This window comes from Serratia sp. CY40230 (assembly GCF_052168835.1).
GTDB classification, from domain to species: domain Bacteria; phylum Pseudomonadota; class Gammaproteobacteria; order Enterobacterales; family Enterobacteriaceae; genus Serratia; species Serratia nematodiphila.
In genome coordinates this window covers 216,682-240,579 of the sequence record NZ_JBJNLX010000003.1, presented here as the reverse complement: position 1 = coordinate 240,579, position 23,898 = coordinate 216,682, and the positions used below count along the sequence as shown (strand labels likewise).

Here is a 23,898-nt window from a genome sequence, read left to right as displayed (position 1 = left end):
AAAATTTTAGTGGCGCAGATATTACCACAGACCGCCGGAATACCCGCAAAAAGGTATTAATCCAGCCATTTGGCCCAGCTGGCGCGCACCTGCTCGCGCTCGGCGGCAAACAGCTCGCTGCCGACCTTGCCGGAATGTTCCTGCAGCGCCAGGTGGTGGATTTCGTCGCGCATGGTGACATAGGCCTGGGTCAGCGCGCGTGCCTCTTCATCCGGCATGATGTCGTAATTGGCCATCAGCTCGAAGATGCGCACGTTGTCCGACCAACGCGTCAAGCGCGGTTCGCCCGGCGCATAGCGTAAGACCAGATATTGGGCGATAAATTCGATGTCGGTAATGCCGCCCTCATCGGTTTTGATATCAAACAGATCGCGCTGTTTGTTGCCGAGATGGTTGCGCATCTTTTCGCGCATCTCGCGCACTTCACGCTTCAGGGTCTGCGCATCGCGCGTTTTGCACAGGATCTCGCGCCGGATCGCGTCGAACTGCTGATGCAGCGCCGGGTCGCCATGCACGATGCGAGCACGCACCAGGGCCTGATGCTCCCAGGTCCAGGCTTCGTTTTGCTGGTAGTCGGCGAACGCCTCGACGGTGCTGACCAGCATCCCCGCAGCGCCGGAAGGCCGCAGGCGCGCGTCCACCTCATACAGAATGCCGGAAGAAGTGCGGGTGCTGAACAGATGCATCACCCGCTGCGCCAGCCGCAGGTAGAACTGACGGCCGTCGATGCAGCGATCGCCGTCGGTCATCACCTCCGGCGGACAATCCAACAGGAACACCAGATCGAGATCGGAACTGTAACCCAGCTCCCAGCCGCCCAGCTTGCCGTAGCCGATCACCGCAAAGCCGCGCCCCTCCCGCTCCTGCAAATGGGTGGGCTGGCCGTAGCGCGCCACCATGTCGCTCCAGGCCTGTTGCACCACCGCGTCGATGATCGCCTCAGCCAGATAAGTCAGGTGATCGCTCACTTTCATCACCGGCAGCGCGCCGGCGATATCCGCAGCCGCGATGCGCAGCTGCTGCGCCTGTTTGAACTGGCGCAGCGCCTCCAGCTTTTGCTCTTCGTCGTCTTCCGGCACCCGCAGCAGATACTGCCGCAGCTCGCTGCGGTAGGCGTCCAGCGCCACCGGCTGATACAGCGTGGCCGGATCAAGCAGCTCATCCAGCAGCAGCGGGTAACGCGACAGCTGGTTGGCAACCATCGGCGACGCGGCACACAGGCGGATCAGATGGCTGAGCGCCGCATGGTACTCCACCAGCAGCTCGAGGTAGGTAGTGCGGGTGACGATGCTGAGCAGCAGCTGCGCCAGCCGCACCAGCGCGGTCGGGGCGTCCTGGCGCGGGCATACCTCCGCCAGGAGGCGCGGCATCAGCTGATCGAGCACGTCGCGGCCGCGCGGGCCGATAGTGCGTTTGTCGACGTCGTGGCGGAAATCGGCGATGGTGCGCAGCATCTGTCGGCGCCCCTCTTCATCGAGGTGCGGCGTCAGCGGCGCCAGCTCGCTCTCCTCCAGCGCGTCCTGCCACAGGCTGTGGTAGTGCTGGTAGTCGGGATCTTCACCGACATCCGGGCTATCGTCGCCGATCAGGTCGTCGAACACCGCGCGCACCGCCTGCATGTGCACCTCCAGCGCCGCCATCAGCGCCGGCCAATCCGCCAACCCCATGCCGTAGGCCAAGCGCGCCTGATCGAGCGCCTCCTGCGGCAGCGTCTGGGTTTGCTGATCGCCGATCGCCTGCAGCAGGTTCTCCAGCCGCCGCAGGAACAGGTAGGCGGCGCTCAGCGCCCGCACCTGCTCACTTTCCAGCAGCCCCAGCTCACCCACCGCCTGCAGCGTCGGCAACAGCGAACGCCCCTGCAACGCCGGTTCACGGCCGCCGCGGATCAGCTGGAATACCTGAGTGATGAATTCGATTTCGCGAATGCCGCCGGCGCCCAGCTTGATGTTGTCCTTCAGACCGCGCCGCCGCACTTCGCGGGCGATCATGCCCTTCATGTTGCGCAAAGATTGGATGACGCTGAAATCGATGTAGCGGCGGAACACGAACGGGCGCAGCGTTTTGCGCAGCTCCTGGCTGTAGGCGTCTTCCGCCCCGCCCATCAGGCGCGCCTTTACCATCGCATAGCGCTCCCAGTCGCGCCCCTGTTCCTGGTAGTAATCCTCCAGCGCCGCAAAGCTCATCACCAACGGGCCGCTGTCGCCGAACGGCCGCAGCCGCATGTCCACGCGATAGACGAAGCCATCGATGGTCTGTTGATCCAGCGCCTTGATCAGCCGCTGGCCGAGGCGGGTGAAGAACTGGGCGTTATCCAGCTCGCGCCGCCCGCCCTGGGTTTGACCATTTTCCGGGTAAGCGAAGATCAGATCGATGTCCGACGAGAAGTTCAGTTCGCCGCCGCCCAGCTTGCCCATGCCGAGGATCAACAGCGGCTGCGGCTCGCCGGCGGCGTTGCACGGCGTGCCCCATTCGCGGCAGCAGGTTTGGTACAGCCAGTCGCGCGCGCTGACGATCAGCGTCTCCGCCAGCCCGCTCAGCTGCAGCAACGTTTCTTCGGTCGAACACAGCCCCTGCGCCTGCGCCCAGGCGATCCGCACCAGCGTTTCGCGGCGAAACAGACGCAGCGTGCGCATAAGCTGCACTTCGTCGCGCACCTCTTCCAGCTCGTCCTGCAACCAGGCGGCATAGTGTTGCCACTCACCGGGCGCCGGCGGCTGTTCGCGCAGCGTTGCCAGCCAGGCCGGCTGGGCGAGCAGCGCGTCGCTGACGAAATCGCTCGACGCCAGCACCCACTGCTCCTGCTCGCTAAAGGCGCAGTCCGCGCCGTGAACTTCCTGAAAACGCTGCACAACCTGCTGTGCCTGAGCCTGTAACGCGGCTGAAAGTGGCGACATAGTGTATGACCCGTTCTGCGGCCCACGACTGGCGGGCCGGCTGGATTAACGAAGCGCGCCGTTTAACCAGAATGGCGCATGCGATAAGGCCTGTTTGCGGCTGGCTTCATACCAGCCCTGGCGGCGCTCGCTCAGCGCCGCCTGCAGCTCACGCCAGGCGTCGATATAAGGCCCGGTCTGCTCGTCGGGGTAAGCGCCCGACAGCAGGACCAGCGCCGAAATCTGACGCGTCAGGCGCGGCAATTGTTCCTGATATTCATCTTCGTTCAGCGTACGGCTGAAGGCCTCTTTCAGCTCCGCGCCGCTGCGCCCCAGCATGATGTCGCTGAAGCGTTTGAAAGAACCGTCCAGCTTGGCCTGCGCTTTGGCGTCGATAAACGGCCGCCAGGCGCCGCTCACCAGCCATGATGTGAGCGCCAACTTACATTGCAGGTAGACCGCGCTGTAACACAGGATCTCCGGTTGCGCGGTTTTGTCCGTCAACAGCGGTTCGAGCTCGGTCAGGCGAGCGCGCAGATCGGCACTGGCCTTGCGCGGCACCAGGCCGCCGAAGATCACCAGCGCCTGGCGGATCGTGCCAACCGCCTCAATCACCGAAGCGCGCGCCTGCGCGTCGCCGCGCAGCCACAGCTCTTCATGGTACTGCCAGTGGCTGAGCGCCAGCTCGAAGGCGGCGATCATCCCCTGCTCCACGGTCGCCTTCGCCGCCGGCTTCAGCACCCGCAGCGGGCGCACCTCACGCGGCGGATTGCCCTGCGCCAGGTGGTAACCGCGCGCCGCCTTGCTCAGGCTGCCCTGACGCAGCCCGTCGTGCGCCGCCAGCTCACCGGCCAACGCCAGCAGATCGGCGGTATTGCCTTTCAGCAGTTCCAGTTCTATCTCGCTCAAGGCTTCGCTGAGGCCACCAGCACGCACTTCTCCCTGATCCAGGCCAATCTCTATCTCGCTTTGGCCGTAAGTAACCACCCACTTCTCACGCACGAAATCCGTACGGAACAGCGGTTGCAACGCCTTCTGCAGCGCCGCGATATCGCAATCCTGCGGCCAGATGTCGGCAGGAAACTGCGCCAACGCCAGCTGCGGCTCGGCGATAGCGACATTGTATTCCGGGCGCTGGTGCAGCCCGCCCACCACTTTACCGGCGGTTTTGATGGTCATCTCATAGCGATCGTCGAAACCGCGAATGCGCAGCCCCATGTCGTGACTGCGCAGGAAGTTGTCGGCCGTTTCGAAGTAAATGTTGGTCAGCTTTTGCGGCGCGGAATGCTGATGCGGCCAGGCAGCGAGCCAGTGTGGCAGAGCGGCCACCGCTTGCGGCGCGGCGATGAATTTCAGTTCAATTTCAACGGTCATAATTCTTTAACACCAATAAGTTATGCATTCACGTCTGTTTCAGCGCGACGCGCTCGGCCCGCCGTATGCTGCCCACTGACGCACAGTTGCCGTTATCTTACCGCGATTCCCGGCGCCTTAACCCTGCTAACTGTAGAAAAAACCTGTTACGTTATAAAACGCTGCGCAACTCACAGAATCAGCCACAGTAAGATAGTTCTCATTCCGGTTTTGGCGTTGCGTCGTCAGACTGAACCCTCTACTATCGTTCCATAAATTCACCCAGAAACGATGAACTAATGCAGAAATTACGCCTGATTTTCCTTGCCGCGCTGAGCTTCAGCATCACTTGGGCCGCACATGCCGAAGATAAACGCTATATCTCCGATGAGTTAAGCACTTACGTCCATAGCGGCCCAGGTAATCAGTACCGTATTGTCGGCACTCTGAACGCCGGTGAAGAAGTGACCCTGCTGAGCGTCAACGACAGCACCAACTATGGCCAGATCCGCGATCCGAAAGGCCGCACCACCTGGATCCCGCTCGACCAACTCAGCCAGACGCCAAGCCTGCGCACCCGCGTGCCGGAGTTGGAACAGCAGGTGAAAACCCTGACCGACAAGCTCGCCAACATCGACAACACCTGGAACCAGCGCACGGCGGAAATGCAGGAAAAAGTCGCAGGCAGCGACAGCACCATCAGCAGCCTGCAGAAGGAAAACCAGGATCTGAAAAACCAGCTGGTGGTCGCGCAGAAGAAGGTCAACGCCGTCAACCTGCAACTCGACGACAAGCAGCGCACCATTATCCTGCAATGGTTCATGTACGGCGGCGGCGTCGCCGGCGTCGGTTTGCTGCTGGGCCTGCTGTTGCCGCACCTGATCCCGCGTCGCAAGAACAACAATCGCTGGATGAACTGATCTCAGTATCGTTCAGTTTGAGTTTGGGCGCCTGCGGGCGCCTTTTTCATTGGCGCCGACATCCCGCGGCCAATTCATGTAATCTGATAGACAGAGCCTTACACGATATTCAGGAGTCAACAGTGCAGATTTATCTGGTCGGCGGCGCCGTTCGCGACAGCCTGCTCAACATTCCGGTGGTCGATCATGATTGGGTGGTGGTGGGCGCCACGCCGGCGGAGCTGCTGGCATTGGGCTATCAGCAGGTCGGCAAAGATTTCCCGGTGTTCCTCAATCCCGATTCTCATGAGGAGTACGCGCTGGCGCGCACCGAGCGCAAATCCGGCCAGGGGTACACCGGTTTTACCTGCTATGCCGCGCCGGACGTCACGCTGGAAGAAGATCTGCTGCGGCGCGATCTGACCCTCAACGCCATCGCTCGTTCCGCCGAAGGAGAACTGATTGACCCCTACGGCGGCGTGGCCGATCTGCAGGCGCGCGTGCTGCGCCACGTTTCCGACGCGTTCGGTGAGGATCCGCTGCGCGTACTGCGCGTGGCGCGATTCAATGCTCGCTTCGCCCATCTGGGTTTTCGCATCGCCGACGAAACGCTGGCCCTGATGCGCCGGATGGCGCACAGCGGTGAACTGGCCGCGCTGACCGCCGAACGCGTCTGGAAAGAAACCGAAAAGGCGCTGCAAAGCCAGAGCCCGCAGGTCTATTTTCAGGTGCTGCGCGACTGCGATGCGCTGGCGGTGCTGTTCCCGGAAATCGACGCGCTGTTCGGCGTGCCGGCCCCCGCCAAGTGGCATCCGGAGATCGACACCGGCGTGCATACGCTGATGGCGCTGGCGATGGCCGCCCGCCTCACTCCCGAGGTGGACGTACGCTTCGCCACCCTGTGTCATGACCTCGGCAAAGGATTGACGCCAAAAGAGTTCTGGCCGCATCACCACGGCCACGGCCCGGCGGGCGTGCGGCTGGTCGAAGCGCTATGCCAACGGCTGCGGGTGCCCAATCCGGTGCGCGATCTGAGCAAGCTGGTGGCCGAGTACCATGATTTGATCCACACCGTGAACAAGCTGCGGCCGGAGACCCTGCTGAAGCTGTTCGACGCCATCGACGTCTGGCGCAAGCCCCAAAGGCTGGAGCAGATGATCCTGACCAGCGAAGCGGACGCGCGCGGCCGCACCGGCTTTGAGGAGAATCCTTATCCGCAGGGCGACTATCTGCGCCAGGCGTATCAGGTGGCGAACGCGGTATCGATTAAAGAGGTGGTAGCCAGCGGGCTGCAGGGCACCGCGATCCGCGATGAGCTCAAACGCCGCCGCCAACAGGCGCTGGCCGACTGGAAGCTCAACCAAACCATCCTCAACGATCAGGCATAAAAAAACCCCGCAGAGCGGGGTTTTTTCTTGCCATCGGGCTTACAGGAATACCATGTAAACCACGGCCGCCACGATAAAGCGGTAGATGGCGAACGGCACGAACGAGATGCGTTTGATCAGCGACAGGAAGGTCTTGATCGCAATCAGCGCCACCACGAAGGCAGTAACGAAACCGACGGCGAACATCGGCAGATCGCCCCAGGTCAGGAAGTGCAGGCTCTTGTACAGATCCAGACCGCTGGCGCCAATCATCATCGGCACCGCCAGGATGAAGGAGAACTCGGACGCCGCATAGCGGTTTACGCCCACCAGCATACCGCCGGCGATAGTGGACCCCGAACGGGAGAAACCCGGCCACAGCGCCAGGCACTGGAAGCAGCCGATCATGAACGCCTGGCGGTAGGTGATGTCATCCAGCCCTTCCGCTCTCGGTGTCTTCGGCTTCAGCCATTCCGCCGCCAGCAACAGCAGGCCGCCGACGACCAACGCGTACATCACGTTTTTCGGCGCGAACAGCGATTTAATCACATCGTGGAATACCAGACCCAGCACCACCGCCGGGATCATCGCCAGCAGGATATGCCCCAGCTTCAGTTGGCCGCTGGTTTTGCCCTCGTGCTCCACTGGCTTGCCGCCGAAATGGATGCCGATCAGGCCGAACAACCGGCGCCAGAACATCACCACCACGGCCAGGATAGACCCCAATTGGATGATGACTTCAAAGGTTTTGGCTTTGTCGCCGGTAAAACCCAGCCACTCGCCAACGATAATCATATGCCCGGTGGAAGACACCGGCAGAAATTCGGTTAACCCTTCGACAACCCCAAGAACAAACGCAATAAACAGTGAATGCATGTCAGCCATGTGCTTCGCTCACCCCATAAAATAACGGCCATCACATAAAAAAGCGGCAGTGCTTAAAATACAATGCCGCTAAAACAATTCTCAGGATTAAGACCAGATTAACGGTCTTTCGTTGCAAGCAGATGACATAAAATCATGCGGGACGAGTGCCGCGCTCAATGATCACGCCGACCCGATTGGCATGTGCTACAGCGCCCGGTTTGCTGACCTTAATACGGACCCACGGGGAATTGAAGCGCTGAAGCAAAATTTCGGATATTTCCTCCGCCACGCGCTCCACCAGCGCGAACCGGTTCGATTCAACATGCTGGATCACGGCGTCGCTGACATCGGCATAGCTCAGACAGTCATTTACATCGTCGCTGGCGGCGGCCGGCCGGTTATCCCAGCCCATTTCGATATCGAACACCAGCTTCTGACGAATGCCCTGTTCCCACTCATAAACGCCAATGGTGGTAATTACGGTAAGCTCTTCAATAAATACGATATCCATCACGTCATTCTCTGTTTTTGGCCTTGCCGGATACCACTTCCAGCGGAATGTGCGTATTATCCATAGATGTTGCGAGTAAAACGACCATTATTAAACGGAACCGCGTTATGAGTGCTACCGCGCTTGGCATGATTATCTTCGCGTATCTGTGCGGCTCGATTTCCAGCGCGATCCTGGTTTGCCGGATCGCCAGGCTGCCGGATCCGCGTGAACATGGCTCAGGAAACCCCGGGGCGACCAACGTCCTGCGCATCGGCGGCCGGCTGGCGGCGGCGGCGGTGCTGGTGTTCGATATTCTGAAAGGGATGCTGCCGGTCTGGCTGGCCTACAAACTCGATGTGCCGCCGCTATATCTGGGCCTGACGGCGATCGCCGCCTGCCTGGGGCACATCTATCCGGTGTTCTTCCACTTCCGCGGCGGTAAAGGCGTGGCGACGGCGTTTGGCGCCATCGCACCTATCGGCTGGGATCTGACCGGCCTGATGACCGGCACCTGGCTGTTGACGGTGCTGCTCAGCGGCTACTCTTCGCTCGGCGCCATCGTCAGCGCGTTGATCGCCCCGTTCTACGTCTGGTGGTTCAAACCGCAGTTCACCTTCCCGGTAGCGATGCTCTCCTGCCTGATCCTGATGCGGCATCACGACAATATTCAGCGCCTGTGGCGCGGCCAGGAAGGCAAGATCTGGGGCAAGTTCCGCAAGAAGAAAAACGACGCGGATAACGGCGACCAGCCGAGAGAGGAATAACAGAAGGGCCGGATAATCCGGCCCTTTGCTTTATACCGCAGGCAGTTCCGCCAGCGGCCAGCGCGGCCGCACGGAAACGCTCAGCTCCGGGTTGGCGCCGCTCTTCAGGCGCACCATGCCGGCATAGGCGATCATCGCGCCGTTGTCGGTGCAAAATTCCGGGCGGGCATAGAACACCTCCCCGCCGCGTTTCTGCATCATCTCCGCCAGTTTGGCGCGCAGCGTGCGGTTGGCGCTCACGCCGCCGGCCATCACCAGGCGTTTGAAGCCGGTCTGCTCCAGCGCGCGTTTGCATTTTATCGCCAGCGTATCCACCACCGCATCCTCGAAGGCGCGGGCGATGTCGGCACGCGTCTGATCGTCGTTGCCGTTGGAGCGAATGGTGTTGGCGGCAAAGGTTTTCAGCCCGGAGAAACTGAAGTCCAGCCCCGGACGATCGGTCATCGGCCGCGGGAAGGTGAAGCGCCCCGCCGTGCCCTGCTGCGCCATCTTCGACAGCATAGGCCCGCCGGGATAATCCAGACCGAGCAGCTTGGCGGTTTTGTCGAACGCTTCGCCGGCCGCGTCGTCGATCGACTCGCCCAGCAACTCATACTCACCGATGCCGGTGACGCTGATCAGCTGGGTGTGGCCGCCGGAGACCAACAGCGCGACGAACGGGAACGCCGGCGGGTTGTCTTCCAGCATCGGCGCCAGCAGGTGGCCTTCCATATGGTGCACCGGCACCGCCGGCACGTTCCAGGCGAACGCCAGCGCGCGCCCCACGGTTGCGCCGACCAGCAGCGCCCCCACCAGGCCCGGCCCGGCGGTGTAAGCCACGCCGTCGATATCGGCCGGGGTCAGGTTGGCCTCTTTCAGCGCCGCCTGAATCAGCGGCACGGTTTTGCGCACGTGATCGCGGGAGGCCAGTTCCGGCACCACGCCGCCGTAGTCGGCGTGCAGTTTCACCTGGCTGTATAATTGGTTGGCCAACAAACCGGTTTGATCGTCATACACTGCAATTCCGGTTTCATCGCAGGACGTTTCTATACCCAGTACTCGCATTACATTTCCCATCATTCACGTGCGGCCGCCAGTCTACCACATTCCGCCGCATTTACCGCCGGCGCCGCGCATCTTGTCACCGGCTTGCGCCTATGTCGATGATTCATCCAGAAAATGCCTGAGCGATTAAACACGAGCATTTTTTTCTGATTAGTCTATAATCAGCGCCCGGTGCAAAATTGCGCACGTTGCGGCAGAGCGACGCGGGTTTCAATTTGCTGTGATGCTTTACAAAGCAGCATCCATTGGAGTAAAATTCCGCACCATTTTGAAAAGGCTGGCGCTTGGCCAGCAACAAACCGAATTTTATTGAGGTGAGAGGCACATGCCGGTAATTAAAGTACGTGAAAACGAGCCATTTGACGTTGCTCTGCGTCGTTTCAAACGCTCTTGCGAAAAAGCAGGTGTTTTAGCTGAAGTTCGTCGTCGTGAGTTTTATGAAAAACCAACTACCGAACGTAAACGCGCTAAAGCTTCTGCTGTGAAACGTCACGCGAAGAAACTGGCTCGCGAAAACGCACGCCGCACTCGTCTGTATTAATTCTTCGGGGGCAACCCCACCGCGTGAATTTCTGATTTTCAAAATCGCGCAGACCGAGTAGTTGCATACGAAGGCCGTGCTTTCCGAAAGGAATGCGCGGCTTGTTCTCGTTTATAGGCTAATGAAGTAAGGGCTTATGGCTGGACGAATTCCGCGCGTATTTATCAATGACTTGCTGGCTCGCACCGACATCGTCGATTTGATCGACGCCCGCGTGAAGCTCAAGAAGCAAGGCAAGAACTATCACGCGTGCTGTCCGTTCCACCACGAAAAGACGCCTTCCTTTACCGTTAATGGCGAAAAGCAGTTTTATCACTGTTTTGGGTGTGGTGCGCACGGCAACGCCGTCGACTTTTTGATGAATTACGACCGACTCGAGTTTGTCGAAACCATCGAAGAACTGGCGACTATGCACGGGCTGGAAGTGCCTTACGAAGCGGGCACCGGGCCAACCCAGATCGAACGCCATCAGCGCCAGAGCCTGTACCAACTGATGGAACAGCTCAGCGCGTTCTATCAACAGTCACTGCAGCAGTCCTCCGGGGCGCCGGCGCGCAACTATTTGCAGCAGCGCGGGTTAAGTGACGACGTTATTCGCCATTTCGCCATCGGCTTCGCGCCGGCGGGATGGGACAACGCCCTGAAGCGTTTCGGCCGCGACGCCGACTCGCGCCGCGCATTGAACGATGCCGGCATGCTGGTGACTAACGATCAGGGGCGTTCGTACGACCGTTTCCGCGAACGGGTGATGTTCCCCATCCGCGACAAGCGCGGGCGCGTGATCGCCTTCGGCGGCCGCGTGCTGGGCGACGGTATGCCGAAGTACCTGAACTCGCCGGAAACCGAAGTTTTCCATAAGGGCCGCCAGCTGTACGGCCTGTATGAAGCACAGCAGAACCACCCTAACCTGCAGCGGCTGCTGGTAGTGGAAGGGTATATGGACGTGGTGGCGTTGGCGCAATTCGGCATCGATTATGCCGTCGCCTCGCTCGGCACCTCGACGACGGCGGAACACATTCAGCTGTTGTTCCGCGCCACCGACAACGTCGTCTGCTGTTACGACGGCGACCGCGCCGGCCGCGAAGCGGCCTGGCGGGCGCTGGAAACCGCGCTGCCGTACCTGAATGACGGGCGCCAGCTGCGGTTCATGTTTTTGCCCGACGGCGAAGATCCGGACACGCTGGTGCGCAAGGAAGGCAAAGAAGCCTTCGAGCAGCGAATGGAGCAGGCGCAGCCGCTGTCCACGTTCCTGTTCGAAAGCCTGCTGCCGCAGGTGGATTTAAGCAGCCCGGACGGGCGCGCCAAGCTGAGCACGCTGGCGCTGCCGCTGATTACTCAGGTGCCGGGCGAAACGTTGCGCTTGTACCTGCGCCAGGAGCTCGGCAACAAGCTGGGGCTGCTGGACGACAGCCAGCTCGACAAGCTGATGCCCAAGCAGGCTGAAAATGCGAATCCTTATCAGGCGCCCCAGCTAAAACGCACAACCATGCGTATACTGATAGGGTTACTGGTGCAAAATCCGCAGTTGGCTACACTTATCCCTTCGCTGGAAGGGTTGGAGCAGACCAAACAGGCGGGATTGCCGCTGTTCGTCGAACTGGTGCAGACCTGTTTGGCGCAGCCGGGCCTGACGACCGGGCAATTGCTGGAGCTGTATCGCGACAACAAATTCAGCCAGCAGCTTGAAACCTTGGCGACCTGGAACCATATGATCGTTGAGGACATGGTCGAGCAGACCTTTTTGGATACGTTGGCCAGCCTGTACGACTCGGTGCTCGAGCAACGGCTGGAAACGCTGATCGCCCAGGCCAGAACGCGCGGCCTGAGCCCGGAGGAACGTGAAGAAGTCCGTTCCCTCAACCAGGTTTTAGCGAAGAAAAACTGAATACCAAACGGCTTAAGTGCCGATAATTGCGAGGGCAGAGCCCTGCACAGTGCCGCCATAGTGGGCCGCGGCGATAACGAAAACGCCCCAAATGCTATTGTTGGCGGTTTCGCCGACCGACACCAACCTAAATACTCTGAAGTGTGGATACCGTCTTATGGAGCAAAACCCGCAGTCACAGCTGAAGCTACTTGTCACCCGTGGTAAGGAGCAAGGCTATCTGACCTATGCTGAGGTCAATGACCATCTGCCGGAAGATATCGTCGACTCCGATCAGATCGAAGACATCATCCAGATGATTAACGACATGGGCATCCAGGTGATGGAAGAAGCACCGGACGCCGATGACCTGCTGCTCGCCGAAAACTCGAACAGCACGGACGAAGATGCGGAAGAAGCCGCCGCACAGGTTCTGTCCAGCGTGGAATCCGAAATCGGCCGCACCACCGACCCGGTACGCATGTACATGCGCGAAATGGGTACCGTCGAACTGCTGACGCGCGAAGGCGAAATCGACATCGCCAAGCGCATCGAAGACGGCATCAACCAGGTACAGTGCTCGGTTGCCGAATACCCGGAAGCCATCACCTACCTGCTTGAGCAGTACGATCGCGTCGAAGCGGGTGAAGCGCGCCTGTCCGATCTGATCACCGGCTTCGTCGATCCTAACGCGGAAGAGGACATCGCCCCAACCGCCACTCACATCGGTTCTGAACTGTCGAGCGAAGAGCAAGACGACGACGAAGAAGATGAAGACGACGAAGACGACGACACCGAAGACGATAACAGCATCGATCCTGAGCTGGCGCGTCAGAAGTTCGCCGAGTTGCGCGATCAGTATGAAGCGACCCGCCTGGTGATCAAGAAAAACGGCCGCAGCCACGCCAGCGCCGCGGACGAGATCCTGAAGCTGTCTGAAGTGTTCAAGCAGTTCCGCCTGGTGCCGAAACAGTTCGACTTCCTGGTCAACAGCATGCGCACCATGATGGACCGCGTTCGCACCCAGGAACGCATCATCATGAAGCTGTGCGTTGAACAGTGCAAAATGCCGAAGAAAAACTTCGTCACCCTGTTCGCCGGCAACGAAACCAGCGATTCCTGGTTCGAAGCGGCGCTGGCGATGGCCAAGCCATGGTCGGAAAAGCTGAAAGACGTTGCTGAAGACGTGCAGCGCAGCCTGCAGAAACTGCGTCAGATCGAGGAAGAAACCGGCCTGACCATCGAGCAGGTCAAAGACATCAACCGTCGCATGTCGATCGGTGAAGCGAAAGCCCGCCGCGCGAAGAAAGAGATGGTTGAGGCCAACCTGCGTCTGGTTATTTCTATCGCCAAGAAATACACCAACCGCGGCCTGCAGTTCCTGGATCTGATCCAGGAAGGCAACATCGGCCTGATGAAAGCGGTAGACAAGTTCGAATACCGCCGCGGCTACAAGTTCTCGACGTACGCCACCTGGTGGATCCGTCAGGCTATCACCCGCTCCATCGCCGACCAGGCGCGCACCATCCGTATCCCGGTGCATATGATTGAGACTATCAACAAGCTCAACCGTATTTCGCGCCAGATGCTGCAAGAGATGGGCCGCGAGCCGACGCCGGAAGAGCTGGCCGAGCGCATGCTGATGCCGGAAGACAAGATCCGCAAAGTGCTGAAGATCGCCAAAGAGCCAATCTCGATGGAAACGCCGATCGGCGACGACGAAGATTCGCATCTGGGCGACTTCATCGAGGATACCACCCTCGAGCTGCCGCTGGATTCTGCGACTTCGGAAAGCCTGCGTTCCGCCACCCATGACGTGCTGGCCGGCCTGACCGCGCGCGAAGCGAAAGTGCTGCGCATGCGTTTCGGCATCGACATGAACACCGACCACACGCTGGAAGAGGTCGGCAAGCAGTTTGACGTTACCCGTGAGCGTATTCGTCAGATCGAAGCCAAGGCGCTGCGCAAGCTGCGTCACCCAAGCCGCTCCGAAGTGCTGCGCAGCTTCCTGGACGACTAAGTCCGGCTGCCGCACCAAAAACAAAAACCCCGGCCTGCCGGGGTTTTTTTATGCCTCAGAACATGCTGTTGCCGCTGGCGGTCTTCTCCGGCACCGGCTGCGTCACGTCCCAGTGTTCAACGATCTTTCCGGCACTGTCCAGACGGAATATATCGACGATCGCCGCGGTTTTACCGGCCTCGCGCCCGCTGACCTCCACATGCAGGATCACGTAGTCGCCGTCGACGAACGCCTGTTTCACCTCACTGTGCGAATTGGGGTAACGCGTTTTCAGCAGCTCGACAAATTGACGAAAACCCGCCACGCCGTCTTTGGCGTTGGGGTTATGCTGTTTGTACTGTTCGCCCAAAAACGGCCGCGCCGCCGCAAAATCCTTGTTGTTCAGCCCTTGCCGATAAAACTCCAGCACGTTCTGCTTGTTGCGCGCTTCCTGCGGCGAATGCCCCGCCTGTGCGGCGCCGGTCACCAACAGCAGCGCCATCAAACAGCCTTTCATCATCGATGTCATCGCACACTCCCCTTATCTCATTGCAGCGCCAGGAACAGCTCGCGATAGCTGGCGGTCAGCTGCTCCAGCGTGGCGCGATTCAATCCGCTGGGGTTGGGCAATACCCAGACCTCGGTTTCTCCCAGCATCATCGTCTGCTTGCCCCAGGGCGCGTTTCTCACCCCAAAGGCGGTGGTGAACGCCTGCTTGCCCAAGATCGCCAGCGCGCGCGGCTGATAGCGCAGGATCTTCTCTTGCAGCAACTCGCCGCCGCTGCGCAACTCGTCGCGCGACAGCTCGCTGGCCGCCACCGTCGGGCGCGCCACCAGCGCGGTAATGCCGCAGCCGTTGTCCTTCAACTGCTGCCACTGCTCCGGCGCCAGCTGGCTCTTGGTAAAGCCGGCCTGATGGATCACCTTCCAGAAGCGGTTGCTGCCGTTGGCGAAAGGATAGCCCTGATGGGCGGAAGAAAGGCCGGGGTTGATGCCGCAAAACACCACCCGCAGGTTGGGCGCCAGAAGTTCCATGAGTGTCGTGAGTCCATTGCAGGGATTTACTGCGGTTATCGCAAAATCCGCCAGCAATTACAACAGGCTAGAACTGCGCAGAAAAGCAACATACGGGCGGGTAACAGTAGACCGCCGCTTAAGGATTCCCTATAATCTCGCGGCTTGGCCCCTTAGCTCAGTGGTTAGAGCAGGCGACTCATAATCGCTTGGTCGTTGGTTCAAACCCAACAGGGGCCACCAAATTATCAAGGGGTTACGTTAACAGCGTAGCCCCTTAGTTTTTTCTGCGGTGCAACCAGGCATTCGCCTCTTTTGCAACAGAACGCAAATTTCATTCGCCCCCCTGCCGCCTCTAGCGTGAATTAACATCCTCACCGGCCTCGCTATTTTGCGCGTCGAATGCGGTTCTCGCCGCATCAATATCGGCAATATGTTCATTCGCCCAGGTTCCCAGCGCGATGACGGGTACGGTCAATGAGCAACCGAGCGGCGTCAATTCATATTCGACGTGCGGCGGCATGACGGCAATAACTGTCCGCTTGACTAACCCATCTCGTTCCATATTGCGCAGGCACAGCGTCAGCATCCGCTGAGATATTCCATTGATTGTACGCTTTATTTCAGTGAATCGGCGTGGCCCGTTCGCTAAGAGCATAATGATCAGGACACTCCACTTCTCACCAACGCGCGCCAATACCTGGCTGATCTTTTGGCAGTCGGCATGTCTTAAATCTCGAGGTTGATTAGTCACATTCATGATACCGGGTTCTCCTAATGTGCCTTATTGTCTGCCATTTTAGGACATGGTTATATTGTTATCCCTGGTTACCATTTTATACCTAAGGATTTCATCATGACACTGCTTCATATCGATTCCAGCATTCTCAACGAACAATCGGTTAGCCGCCAGCTCACGGCGGCGATCGCCAAACAGCTGTCTGCAGCTAAGCCAGACGCCAGGATCATCCACACCGATCTCGCCGCCAACCCGATTAACCACCTTTCCAGCGCCGAATTTCTGGCTCTGCAGGGCGTGGAGCCGCAAGACGAGCACGTCAAACAGGCCGTTGCCCGCAACGCCAAACTCGTCGACGACTTCCTTGCCGCCGATGTCATTATCGTCGGTGCGCCTATGTATAACTTTACGTTGCCGACTCAGCTGCGCGCCTGGCTTGACCGACTTGCAGTGCCAGGCAGAACTTTCCGCTATACGGAAAACGGCGCTGAAGGCCTCGCCAAGGGGAAACGCGTTATCGTTGCTTCCACCCGCGGTGGCCTGTACGGCGAAGGCACGCCACTGGCCTTCCTGGACCATCAGGAAACCTATCTGCGCAGTTTCTTTGGCTTCCTTGGCATTACGGACATCACCTTCATTCGAGCAGAGGGACTGGCACTCAGCCCGGAAAACCGTACTGTCGCCATCGATGCAGCCGCGGCTCAGATTGACGGCCTGACCGCTTAATCGGGGCCGGTTCAGAACAGCAAGAGCAGGCTCGCGGCCAGTCCCTTTTTTGGGCTGGCCACCGGCGATGCGATACCGCTCAATCCTATGGCTGTGCCGCGTACCCCGGAATTCGTTCGCGCCGGATTTGTAAACTGGAGATTCAATCATGAACACCACGTTGACCTCGCCACTCGCGCCCAACCCGCGGCGTATTACACAACGCACCCGAGGCCATGGCCACGGCCCGATCACCCGACTGATGAGCCCTTCCGACCTGGGCCAGGTGATTAAACCTTTCGTATTCCTCGATCTGTTCGAGGCGGATCAGCGCACCATGGCAATGCTGGCCAACATGCCGCTGCATCCGCATTCAGGCATAGCCACCGTGACCGTGCCGCTCGAAGGCGCTTTTCACTACGAAGATCCCGCCAGCGGCGCTGTCGGGACGCTCGGCTATGGCGCAGTGGAGTGGGCGCGTGCCGGCGGTGGGATGTGGCACGGCAAGGAATTGTCCGCCACGGATACGCCGCGCATCCAGGGATTCCAGCTCTGGCTGGCCCTGCCCGCCGAGCTGGAGAACGGTGAACAGGAAAGCCGTTATATCGAAGCCCGGAACATGCGCCAAATCGGGCCGGCGCATGTCATCATTGGCAACCATGAAGGCGTGCAAAGCCCGGTGCCCGCGCAGGAAGGCATCAATTACTTGCTCGTCACCCTCAAACCCGGCGAAAGCTGGACTTATCGGCCGCCAGCGAATCATTCTGTCGGCTGGCTCGCACTGGCCAAAGGCCGTCTCAGCGCAGACGCGCCTATCAACGCGGGCGAGATGGTGGTATTCGAACCGGGGGAAATGCCCATTGCGCTTGAAGCATCCGGCAATGAAGATGCCGTATTCGTTCTCGGCTCAGCCGTGCCTCACCCGTATCCGCTGCACCTCGGCGCCTATTCGGTACATACCTCAGCATCCGCGCTGGAAGCCGGCGAATGTCGCATCGCCGAACTGGGGCGCAGACTTAAAGAGGCCGGCGAGCGACGGACGGCTTCAGGTACGATCCCCGTCTTTCGATGACGTTGATGATGGGATCACAATCTGCGACGAACGATCCAGGGCAGGCTACTCACATGCGCCGACGCATCCGGCCGCTCGCTGACGGCGCAACGTGATATTATCGCCCCACTCCCTTCAGTTGCCGGATAAGGATCCCGCATGATCGTCAACTGCGACCACGACAACCTCGACGCCTGGCTGGCGCTGCGCTCGGCGCTGTGGCCCACTTGTCCGTTGGAAGAGCACCGCGCGGAGATGCGCGAAATATTGGCTTCGCCGCACCACACCGCGTTTATGGCGCGGGGGCTGGACGGCGTTTTCGTTGGCTTTGCCGAGGTCGCGCTGCGCCACGATTACGTCAACGGTTGCGAGTCGTCGCCGGTGGCGTTTCTGGAAGGGATCTATACCGTCGAACGCGCCCGCCGCCAGGGCTGGGCCACGCGATTGATCGCACAGGTGCAGGAGTGGGCCAAGCAGCAAGGCTGCAGCGAGCTGGCGTCGGATACCGATATCGCCAATCTGGACTCCCAGCGCCTGCATGCGGCGCTGGGCTTTGCCGAAACGGAGCGGGTGGTGTTTTACCGTAAAACGCTGGGCTGATCAGGCGGTCTTGCTTTGCCGCTGATGCGCCAGCTGCTCGGCGCGCAGCAGGATCTCCTGCAGATCGTCCTCATCGATATCGAACAGATCCCCCTCCATCAACGCCTCGTGCAGATCGGCACGGGTGATGGAAACGGCATCGATCGGCAGATTGGCCGGTTTGGCCTCCGCCGGCGCCAGCGCGTGCGGGTAGCGCCGCCCGGCCAGGTTATTGAACAGAATGGCCAGCGCCGCCAGCAGCACCGAGTTCAGCAGCACCGGGTACAACACGAAGTGGTAGCCCATCTGATGAATGCCGGGGCCGCCGAGGATGGCGGTCAGCGCCACCGCGCCGCCGGGTGGATGCAGGCAGCGCAGCTTGAACATCAGGCCGATGGCCACCGCCGCCGCAGCGCCGCAGGCCAGGCCCGGATCGGGGATCAGCAGACCGGCGCTCACGCCCACCGTCGCCGCCAGCGCATTGCCGCCGACGATCGACCAGGGCTGCGCCAGCGGGCTGTTGGGCACGCCGAACAGCAACACCGCCGAAGCGCCCATCGGCGCGATAAACCACAGGTTCACCTCGCCCAAAATAAAGTGGCTGATCCAGCCGGCGAGCATCAGCCCCAAACCGGCGCCAACGCTGGAAATCAGCATCTCTCGTTTGCCCACCGCCAGCGGGTGCGGCCACAGGCGCGCGCATCCCACTTTCACTCGTTCTATCCACCGCGTCTTCATGTTACCCGATACGACTCAATTCACGTGTTGGCAACAAATATATCACATCATCCTGAAGGAGCTCACGGCGCCGTAAACCGCGCCGCCCAAGAACTTTTAGGCTAACAGATTGATTTTTAGCCTCCCCTCGACAATGATGAATGTTCCCCCCTTAACCCCGAGGAACCGCCGATGTCTCAACCGATCACCGAGCTTTATACCGACAGTGAATTTTTCAGCCCGTACGCCATGTCTGCCTTTGTCGTGCTGACGGAAAAAGGCATTCCGTTCACCGTGAAGCCGGTGGATCTGGCGAGAGAAGAGAACAAAGAGGCAGCCTACGCGGCGCTGTCGCTCACCCGCCGGGTGCCGACGCTGGCGATCGGCGAGTTCCAGCTCTCGGAGTCTTCGGCGATCGCCGAATACCTGGAAGACATCCACCCGGCCCACGCCGTGTACCCGCGCGACGTGAAGCTGCGCGCCAAGGCGCGCGAGATCCAGGCCTGGTTGCGCAGCGATCTGCTGCCGATCCGCGCCGAGCGCTCGACCGAAGTGGTGTTCAACAACGGCAAGTTCCCGCCGCTGTCCGAAGCCGCGCAAGAGGCCGCGCGCAAGCTGATCGCCGCCGTGGAAAAGCTGTTGAGCCACGGGCAGGACAATCTGTTCAGGGAGTGGTGCATCGCCGACACCGATCTGGCGCTGATGCTCAACCGGCTGGTAATGCACGGCGATCCGGTGCCGGAGCGCGTGCGCCACTATGCGCACAAGCAGTGGCTGCGTCCGTCGGTGCAGGCCTGGCTGGCGTTGTCGGAAAAGCGGCGCGCGTGAGAAAAAAATCGGCGGCCACGACGCCGCCGTTCTCAATGCCGAGAAACAACATCACTGCTTGAGGGAAGGCAAATCACCATCCAGAGGGCAGATAGCCTAACAATGAAGCGATGGCGTACACCGCGCTGGCCAGGTACAGCAATACAATGCTGATCTGCAGCAGCGGGTGCGTGATCCAGTTGCACTGCCAGCGTGGGGTTTGGTCGCCGTGTTTGCGCGCGCCACGCAGGATCAGCATCGGCATGATCGACAGGATCACCCCGCTGAACACCCCGGCGAAGTAGAGCGCGTTGACGAACGACACCAGCCCGCTGTAGGCCAGCGCGAACGGCGGCACCACCACCAGCAGCAGCACGCCGAAGCGGCGCAGCGGCAGCTCGTCGTTGCCCAGCCGGAACTTGTCGAAGATATTGGTCAGGAAGCTGCCGCCCAATCCCCAGTACGAGGTCAGCATCGCGCACAGCGCGAAGATGTTGGCGGAGAAGAACGCCCACTGCCCCAGCGCCTGGCCCCAGGAAATGGTGGCCACGTCGGAGATGTCATCCAGCCCGCTGAGCGCAATCACCGACATCGGCACCGCCGCCAGCAAAATGAAGGTCACCACCATGCCGACGATGATCGCCTTCGGCAGTTGCTCGGGCTTGTCGGCGAAGCCGCGCGCCATCTCCGGCACGATGTACTGCGCCGAGAAGCAGAACACCACCACGTTGAACACCGGCACCATATAGCGCCAGTCGCCGTCCAGCAGGTTGCGCATCTGGGTGGTGTCTTTCAGCAGCGTCGCCGCCACCAGCGCGGTCAACATCACCACCATGCCGATGCTGATGAACTTCTCGCCGCGGCCGATCGCTTTCAAACCGAGATAGAGCACGCCGGCGGCGGGTACGAAGAACAGCAGGCTGCCCAGCGCCGGCGAGATGCCGAACAGCGATTGCAGCAGCTTGCCGCTGCCGGTCATGTAGGCGGTAAGCGCCCCGACGCTGTTAACGCATACCGAAGCGAACATCAACCAGGCGCCCAGGCCGCCGACGTAGCGCTTCGCCAGCCCGCTCAGCTGCAGATGCGCGCGGGTGCGCAGCGTGGATTCGGCAACGTACAGCATGGTGATGGTGGTCAGGCTCCCCACCAGCACCAGCCAGAACAGCAGCGGCAGGAAACCCGCCTTGCTGGAGGCATAGGCGATGGAGAGCACGCCGGCACCGATGTTGGTGCCGACGATCATCGCCACCCCTTCGAGGAAACTTAACGATTTGGCGGGTGCAGGTGCTCGCACCCCGGCGGCAAGCGCCGGAGAAACAGAGATATTATCAGACATGCATCATCCTTTATCGCCCGGCGACGCTGGCCGCCGGGATGGGTTAACGTCCTGACGCTCAACGGCTCACATCGATACACAGGTATTTCAGCTCCAGATATTCTTCTATCCCGTAGCGCGATCCTTCACGCCCGAGCCCTGACTGTTTCACGCCGCCGAACGGCGCCACTTCGTTGGAAATCAGCCCGGTGTTGATGCCGACCATGCCGTACTCCAGCGCTTCAGGCACCCGCCACTGGCGCGCGGCGTTCTGCGTGAACAGGTAGGCGGCCAGGCCGAATTCGGTGTCGTTGGCCATGGCGATGGCTTCCGCCTCGTCATGGAAGCGGAACAACGGCGCCACCGGCCCGAAGGTCTCTTCTTTGGCGAAGCGCATCTTCTGCGTCACGCCGGTCACCACCGTCGGCTGGAAGAAGGTGCCGCCCAGCGCGTGCGGCTGGCCGCCGGTGGCGATCTGCGCCCCTTTGATCAGCGCGTCGTCGATGTGGCTCTGCACCTTCGCCACCGCATCGCTGTCGATCAGCGGCCCCTGAGTGGTACCTTCCTGGCTGCCGTCGCCGACTTTCAACTGCTCGACCGCCGCCACCAGCTTCTCCGCCAGCCGCTCGTAGATGCCGTCCTGCACGTAGATGCGGTTGGCGCACACGCAGGTCTGGCCGCTGTTGCGGAACTTGGAGGCCATGATGCCCGCCACCGCCGCGTCCAGATTGGCGTCGTCGAACACGATAACCGGCGCATTGCCGCCCAGCTCCAGCGACAGTTTCTTGATGCTCGGCGCGCACTGCGCCATCAGGATGCGGCCGACCTCGGTCGAGCCGGTAAAGCTCAGCTTGCGCACCACCGGGCTGTCGCACAGCACCTTGCCCACCTGCGCCGCTTCGCCGGTCACCACCTGCAACACGCCGGCGGGAATGCCGGCGTCCTGCGCCAGCTTCGCCAACGCCAGCGCGGTCAGCGGCGTTTGCTCGGCCGGTTTGACGATGATGGCGCAACCGGCCGCCAGCGCCGGCGCCACCTTGCGGGTGATCATCGCCGCCGGGAAATTCCACGGGGTGATGGCCGCGCACACACCGATCGGCTGCTTCACCACCACCAGGCGCTGCGAAGCCTGCGGCGCCTGCAATACCGCGCCGTCCACCCGCTTGGCCTCTTCGGCGAACCAGGTGATGAACGACGCGGCGTAGGTCACTTCGCCGCGCGCTTCCGCCAGCGATTTGCCCTGCTCGGCGGTCATCAGCTGCGCCAGATCTTCCTGCGCGGCCAGCACCTTATCAGCCCAGGCCAACAGCAGCGCGGAACGCTGCTTGGCGGTCAGCTGTTTCCAGTCGTTTTGCGCCCGCTGCGCCGCCGCGATCGCCTGCTGGGTTTCCTCTTCGCTGACCAGCGGAATGCTGGCCAGTTCGGCACCGGTGGCCGGGTTGATCACCGCTTCGCGCTTGCCGCTCAGGGCGTCGCACCATTCGCCGTTGATCAGACACTGGCTGCGCAACAGCTCGGGATTGTTCAATTTCATGTCGTTCGCTCCTTAGTGGGCCAGCGCGCGGGACAGGATGCCCATCGCCTTGGTGAACTGATCGTCCGGGATAGTCAGCGGATACAGGAAGCGGATCACGTTGCCGTTCACGCCGCAGCTCAGCAGCAGCAGCCCTTCCTCCATCGCCTTCTGCTGCACCTGACGGGTGATATCGGCTGAAGGTTTACCGGTAGCCGGATCGTTGAACTCCACCGCCACCATCGACCCCTGCGCGCGCACATCGGCGATCGCCGGGCTGGTTTTACGCGCCTGCTGGAGCACTTCCACCAGGTGCTGACCCAAGCGCTGAGCGCGCTGGCACAGCTGCTCTTCTTCGATCACGTCCAGCACCGCGTGCGCGGCGGCCACCGCCAGCGGGTTACCGGCATAGGTGCCGCCCAGCCCGCCCGGCGCCGGCGCGTCCATCACCTCGGCGCGGCCCGCCACCGCCGACAGCGGCATGCCGCCTGCCAGGCTTTTCGCCATAGTGATCAAATCGGGCTTAACGCTGTAGTGCTCCATGGCGAACAGCTTTCCGGTACGGGCGAAGCCGGTCTGCACTTCATCGGCGATCAGCAGGATGCCGTGCTGGTCGCACAGCGCGCGCAGCGCCTGCATGAAATCGGCCGGCGCCACGTTGAAACCGCCCTCGCCCTGCACCGGCTCCAGCACAATGGCCGCCACCTGCTTGGGATCGATATCCGCTTTAAACAGGCGATCCAGGCTGTTCATCGCGTCTTCGGTGGTCACGCCGTACATCGCGTTCGGGTACTGGCCGTGGAACACCGAGCCGGGGAATGGGCCAAAGCCCAGTTTGTAAGGCGCCACTTTGCCGGTCAGCGCCATGGTCATATAGGTGCGGCCGTGGAAGCCGCCGCCGAAGGTGATCAAGCCCGGACGGCCGGTGTAAGCGCGGGCGATCTTCACCGCGTTTTCCACCGCTTCCGCGCCGGTGGTGAAGAAGGCGGTTTTACACGGACCGGCGATCGGCGCGCGCTGGTTGATGCGCTCCGCCAGCGAGACATAGCTTTCGTAAGGAACGATCTGATAGGCGGTGTGGGTGAAGGCCTGCAGCTGCTTTTCAATCGCGGCGATCACCTTCGGGTGACAGTGGCCGGTGTTCAGCACGGCAATCCCCGAGGCGAAGTCGATCACTTCTTTGCCTTCCACATCCCACAGCGTGGCGTTCTCTGCGCGCTCGGCGTAAAAACCACACATCACGCCCACTCCGCGCGGGGTGGCGTCCTGACGGCGTTGGTTCAATTCTGCGTTTTTCATGCTGTTCTCTCCGGTCGGTGCCAGTTACACGTTTTGTTCACATTCGTGAAACAATGCCGTTTATTTACACAGGATGTGGCCCTATAATCGAGTGC

22 protein-coding genes and 1 tRNA gene are annotated in these 23,898 nt (G+C 60.8%); 11 read left to right on the top strand and 12 right to left on the bottom strand.

What is annotated here, in order from left to right; genetic code table 11:
• Positions 1-56: 56 nt before the first annotated feature.
• Complete coding sequence (gene glnE / locus ACJ8IJ_RS12810) at positions 57-2,894, bottom strand: bifunctional [glutamate--ammonia ligase]-adenylyl-L-tyrosine phosphorylase/[glutamate--ammonia-ligase] adenylyltransferase (RefSeq protein WP_442518705.1); 2,838 nt, start codon at positions 2,892-2,894, stop codon at positions 57-59.
• Positions 2,895-2,939: 45 nt separating this feature from the next.
• Positions 2,940-4,247 (bottom strand): CYTH domain-containing protein, encoded by a 1,308-nt coding sequence (locus tag ACJ8IJ_RS12805; RefSeq protein ID WP_442518706.1) that lies wholly within the window; start codon positions 4,245-4,247, stop codon positions 2,940-2,942.
• A 278-nt stretch (positions 4,248-4,525) separates the two neighbouring features.
• Here ACJ8IJ_RS12805 and ACJ8IJ_RS12800 point away from each other — a divergent pair, with 278 nt between their 5' ends.
• Positions 4,526-5,146, top strand: coding sequence for a TIGR04211 family SH3 domain-containing protein (locus ACJ8IJ_RS12800; RefSeq protein WP_004937209.1), 621 nt, complete (start codon positions 4,526-4,528; stop codon positions 5,144-5,146).
• Between the two features lie 122 nt (positions 5,147-5,268).
• A complete protein-coding gene (locus tag ACJ8IJ_RS12795) occupies positions 5,269-6,513 on the top strand; it encodes a multifunctional CCA addition/repair protein (protein ID WP_416604564.1) in 1,245 nt (414 codons plus the stop codon).
• A 39-nt stretch (positions 6,514-6,552) separates the two neighbouring features.
• On the opposite strand, the gene bacA is transcribed toward ACJ8IJ_RS12795, so the two are convergent.
• A complete protein-coding gene (gene bacA / locus ACJ8IJ_RS12790; protein WP_015379094.1) occupies positions 6,553-7,377 on the bottom strand; it encodes an undecaprenyl-diphosphate phosphatase in 825 nt (274 codons plus the stop codon).
• Between the two features lie 133 nt (positions 7,378-7,510).
• Positions 7,511-7,870 carry a bifunctional dihydroneopterin aldolase/7,8-dihydroneopterin epimerase gene (folB, locus tag ACJ8IJ_RS12785; protein ID WP_015379095.1) on the bottom strand — a complete coding sequence of 120 codons (360 nt, stop codon included), beginning with the start codon at positions 7,868-7,870 and terminating at the stop codon, positions 7,511-7,513.
• A gap of 107 nt (positions 7,871-7,977) precedes the next feature.
• On the opposite strand from folB, the gene plsY reads away from it, so the two are divergent.
• On the top strand, positions 7,978-8,616 hold the full coding sequence (gene plsY, locus ACJ8IJ_RS12780) for a glycerol-3-phosphate 1-O-acyltransferase PlsY (RefSeq protein ID WP_004937201.1): 639 nt from the start codon (positions 7,978-7,980) through the stop codon (positions 8,614-8,616).
• Between the two features lie 30 nt (positions 8,617-8,646).
• Here plsY and tsaD read toward each other — a convergent pair whose 3' ends face one another.
• A complete protein-coding gene (gene tsaD, locus ACJ8IJ_RS12775) occupies positions 8,647-9,660 on the bottom strand; it encodes a tRNA (adenosine(37)-N6)-threonylcarbamoyltransferase complex transferase subunit TsaD (RefSeq protein ID WP_004937199.1) in 1,014 nt (337 codons plus the stop codon).
• Between the two features lie 325 nt (positions 9,661-9,985).
• Here tsaD and rpsU point away from each other — a divergent pair, with 325 nt between their 5' ends.
• The 3 genes from rpsU to rpoD all read left to right on the top strand — a co-directional run bounded on the left by rpsU (position 9,986) and on the right by rpoD (position 14,085).
• Entirely contained in the window at positions 9,986-10,201 is a 216-nt protein-coding gene (gene rpsU / locus ACJ8IJ_RS12770; protein ID WP_001144069.1) for a 30S ribosomal protein S21, read from the top strand.
• 136 nt (positions 10,202-10,337) lie between these two features.
• A complete protein-coding gene (dnaG, locus tag ACJ8IJ_RS12765; RefSeq protein WP_442518707.1) occupies positions 10,338-12,086 on the top strand; it encodes a DNA primase in 1,749 nt (582 codons plus the stop codon).
• Between the two features lie 157 nt (positions 12,087-12,243).
• Positions 12,244-14,085 carry an RNA polymerase sigma factor RpoD gene (gene rpoD / locus ACJ8IJ_RS12760; RefSeq protein WP_004937194.1) on the top strand — a complete coding sequence of 614 codons (1,842 nt, stop codon included), beginning with the start codon at positions 12,244-12,246 and terminating at the stop codon, positions 14,083-14,085.
• A gap of 55 nt (positions 14,086-14,140) precedes the next feature.
• Here the strand turns inward: rpoD and ACJ8IJ_RS12755 are convergent, their stop codons facing one another.
• Entirely contained in the window at positions 14,141-14,593 is a 453-nt protein-coding gene (locus ACJ8IJ_RS12755; protein WP_004937191.1) for a nuclear transport factor 2 family protein, read from the bottom strand.
• A 17-nt stretch (positions 14,594-14,610) separates the two neighbouring features.
• Positions 14,611-15,099, bottom strand: a complete 489-nt coding sequence (gene mug / locus ACJ8IJ_RS12750; protein WP_004937188.1) for a G/U mismatch-specific DNA glycosylase — start codon at positions 15,097-15,099, stop codon at positions 14,611-14,613.
• A gap of 146 nt (positions 15,100-15,245) precedes the next feature.
• Between mug and ACJ8IJ_RS12745 the strand changes: the two genes are divergently transcribed.
• A tRNA-Ile gene (locus tag ACJ8IJ_RS12745) sits at positions 15,246-15,321 on the top strand.
• 112 nt (positions 15,322-15,433) lie between these two features.
• On the opposite strand, the gene ACJ8IJ_RS12740 is transcribed toward ACJ8IJ_RS12745, so the two are convergent.
• The gene (locus ACJ8IJ_RS12740) at positions 15,434-15,838 is read right to left on the bottom strand and encodes a winged helix-turn-helix transcriptional regulator (protein WP_021505083.1); all 405 of its coding nucleotides are present in this window, start codon (positions 15,836-15,838) and stop codon (positions 15,434-15,436) included.
• A gap of 96 nt (positions 15,839-15,934) precedes the next feature.
• Between ACJ8IJ_RS12740 and ACJ8IJ_RS12735 the strand changes: the two genes are divergently transcribed.
• From ACJ8IJ_RS12735 to aac(6'), 3 genes are all read left to right on the top strand, one after another.
• Positions 15,935-16,543 carry an FMN-dependent NADH-azoreductase gene (locus ACJ8IJ_RS12735; protein WP_442518708.1) on the top strand — a complete coding sequence of 203 codons (609 nt, stop codon included), beginning with the start codon at positions 15,935-15,937 and terminating at the stop codon, positions 16,541-16,543.
• Between the two features lie 148 nt (positions 16,544-16,691).
• On the top strand, positions 16,692-17,594 hold the full coding sequence (locus ACJ8IJ_RS12730; protein ID WP_442518709.1) for a pirin family protein: 903 nt from the start codon (positions 16,692-16,694) through the stop codon (positions 17,592-17,594).
• 138 nt (positions 17,595-17,732) lie between these two features.
• On the top strand, positions 17,733-18,173 hold the full coding sequence (gene aac(6'), locus ACJ8IJ_RS12725; RefSeq protein WP_049189080.1) for an aminoglycoside 6'-N-acetyltransferase: 441 nt from the start codon (positions 17,733-17,735) through the stop codon (positions 18,171-18,173).
• Here aac(6') and ACJ8IJ_RS12720 read toward each other — a convergent pair whose 3' ends face one another.
• A complete protein-coding gene (locus tag ACJ8IJ_RS12720) occupies positions 18,174-18,890 on the bottom strand; it encodes an HPP family protein (protein WP_049189081.1) in 717 nt (238 codons plus the stop codon).
• 171 nt (positions 18,891-19,061) lie between these two features.
• Here ACJ8IJ_RS12720 and yfcF point away from each other — a divergent pair, with 171 nt between their 5' ends.
• Positions 19,062-19,697: a glutathione transferase gene (gene yfcF, locus ACJ8IJ_RS12715; RefSeq protein WP_049189082.1), complete on the top strand. Its 636-nt coding sequence runs from the start codon at positions 19,062-19,064 to the stop codon at positions 19,695-19,697.
• Positions 19,698-19,770: 73 nt separating this feature from the next.
• Here the strand turns inward: yfcF and ACJ8IJ_RS12710 are convergent, their stop codons facing one another.
• Genes ACJ8IJ_RS12710 through ACJ8IJ_RS12700 form a run of 3 tightly spaced genes read right to left on the bottom strand, consistent with a single transcriptional unit; the run spans position 19,771 to position 23,803 of the window.
• A complete protein-coding gene (locus tag ACJ8IJ_RS12710; protein WP_004937169.1) occupies positions 19,771-21,012 on the bottom strand; it encodes an aromatic amino acid transport family protein in 1,242 nt (413 codons plus the stop codon).
• Positions 21,013-21,070: 58 nt separating this feature from the next.
• Complete coding sequence (locus tag ACJ8IJ_RS12705; RefSeq protein ID WP_021505087.1) at positions 21,071-22,525, bottom strand: NAD-dependent succinate-semialdehyde dehydrogenase; 1,455 nt, start codon at positions 22,523-22,525, stop codon at positions 21,071-21,073.
• A 12-nt stretch (positions 22,526-22,537) separates the two neighbouring features.
• Complete coding sequence (locus ACJ8IJ_RS12700; protein ID WP_442518710.1) at positions 22,538-23,803, bottom strand: 4-aminobutyrate--2-oxoglutarate transaminase; 1,266 nt, start codon at positions 23,801-23,803, stop codon at positions 22,538-22,540.
• Positions 23,804-23,898 lie beyond the last annotated feature (95 nt).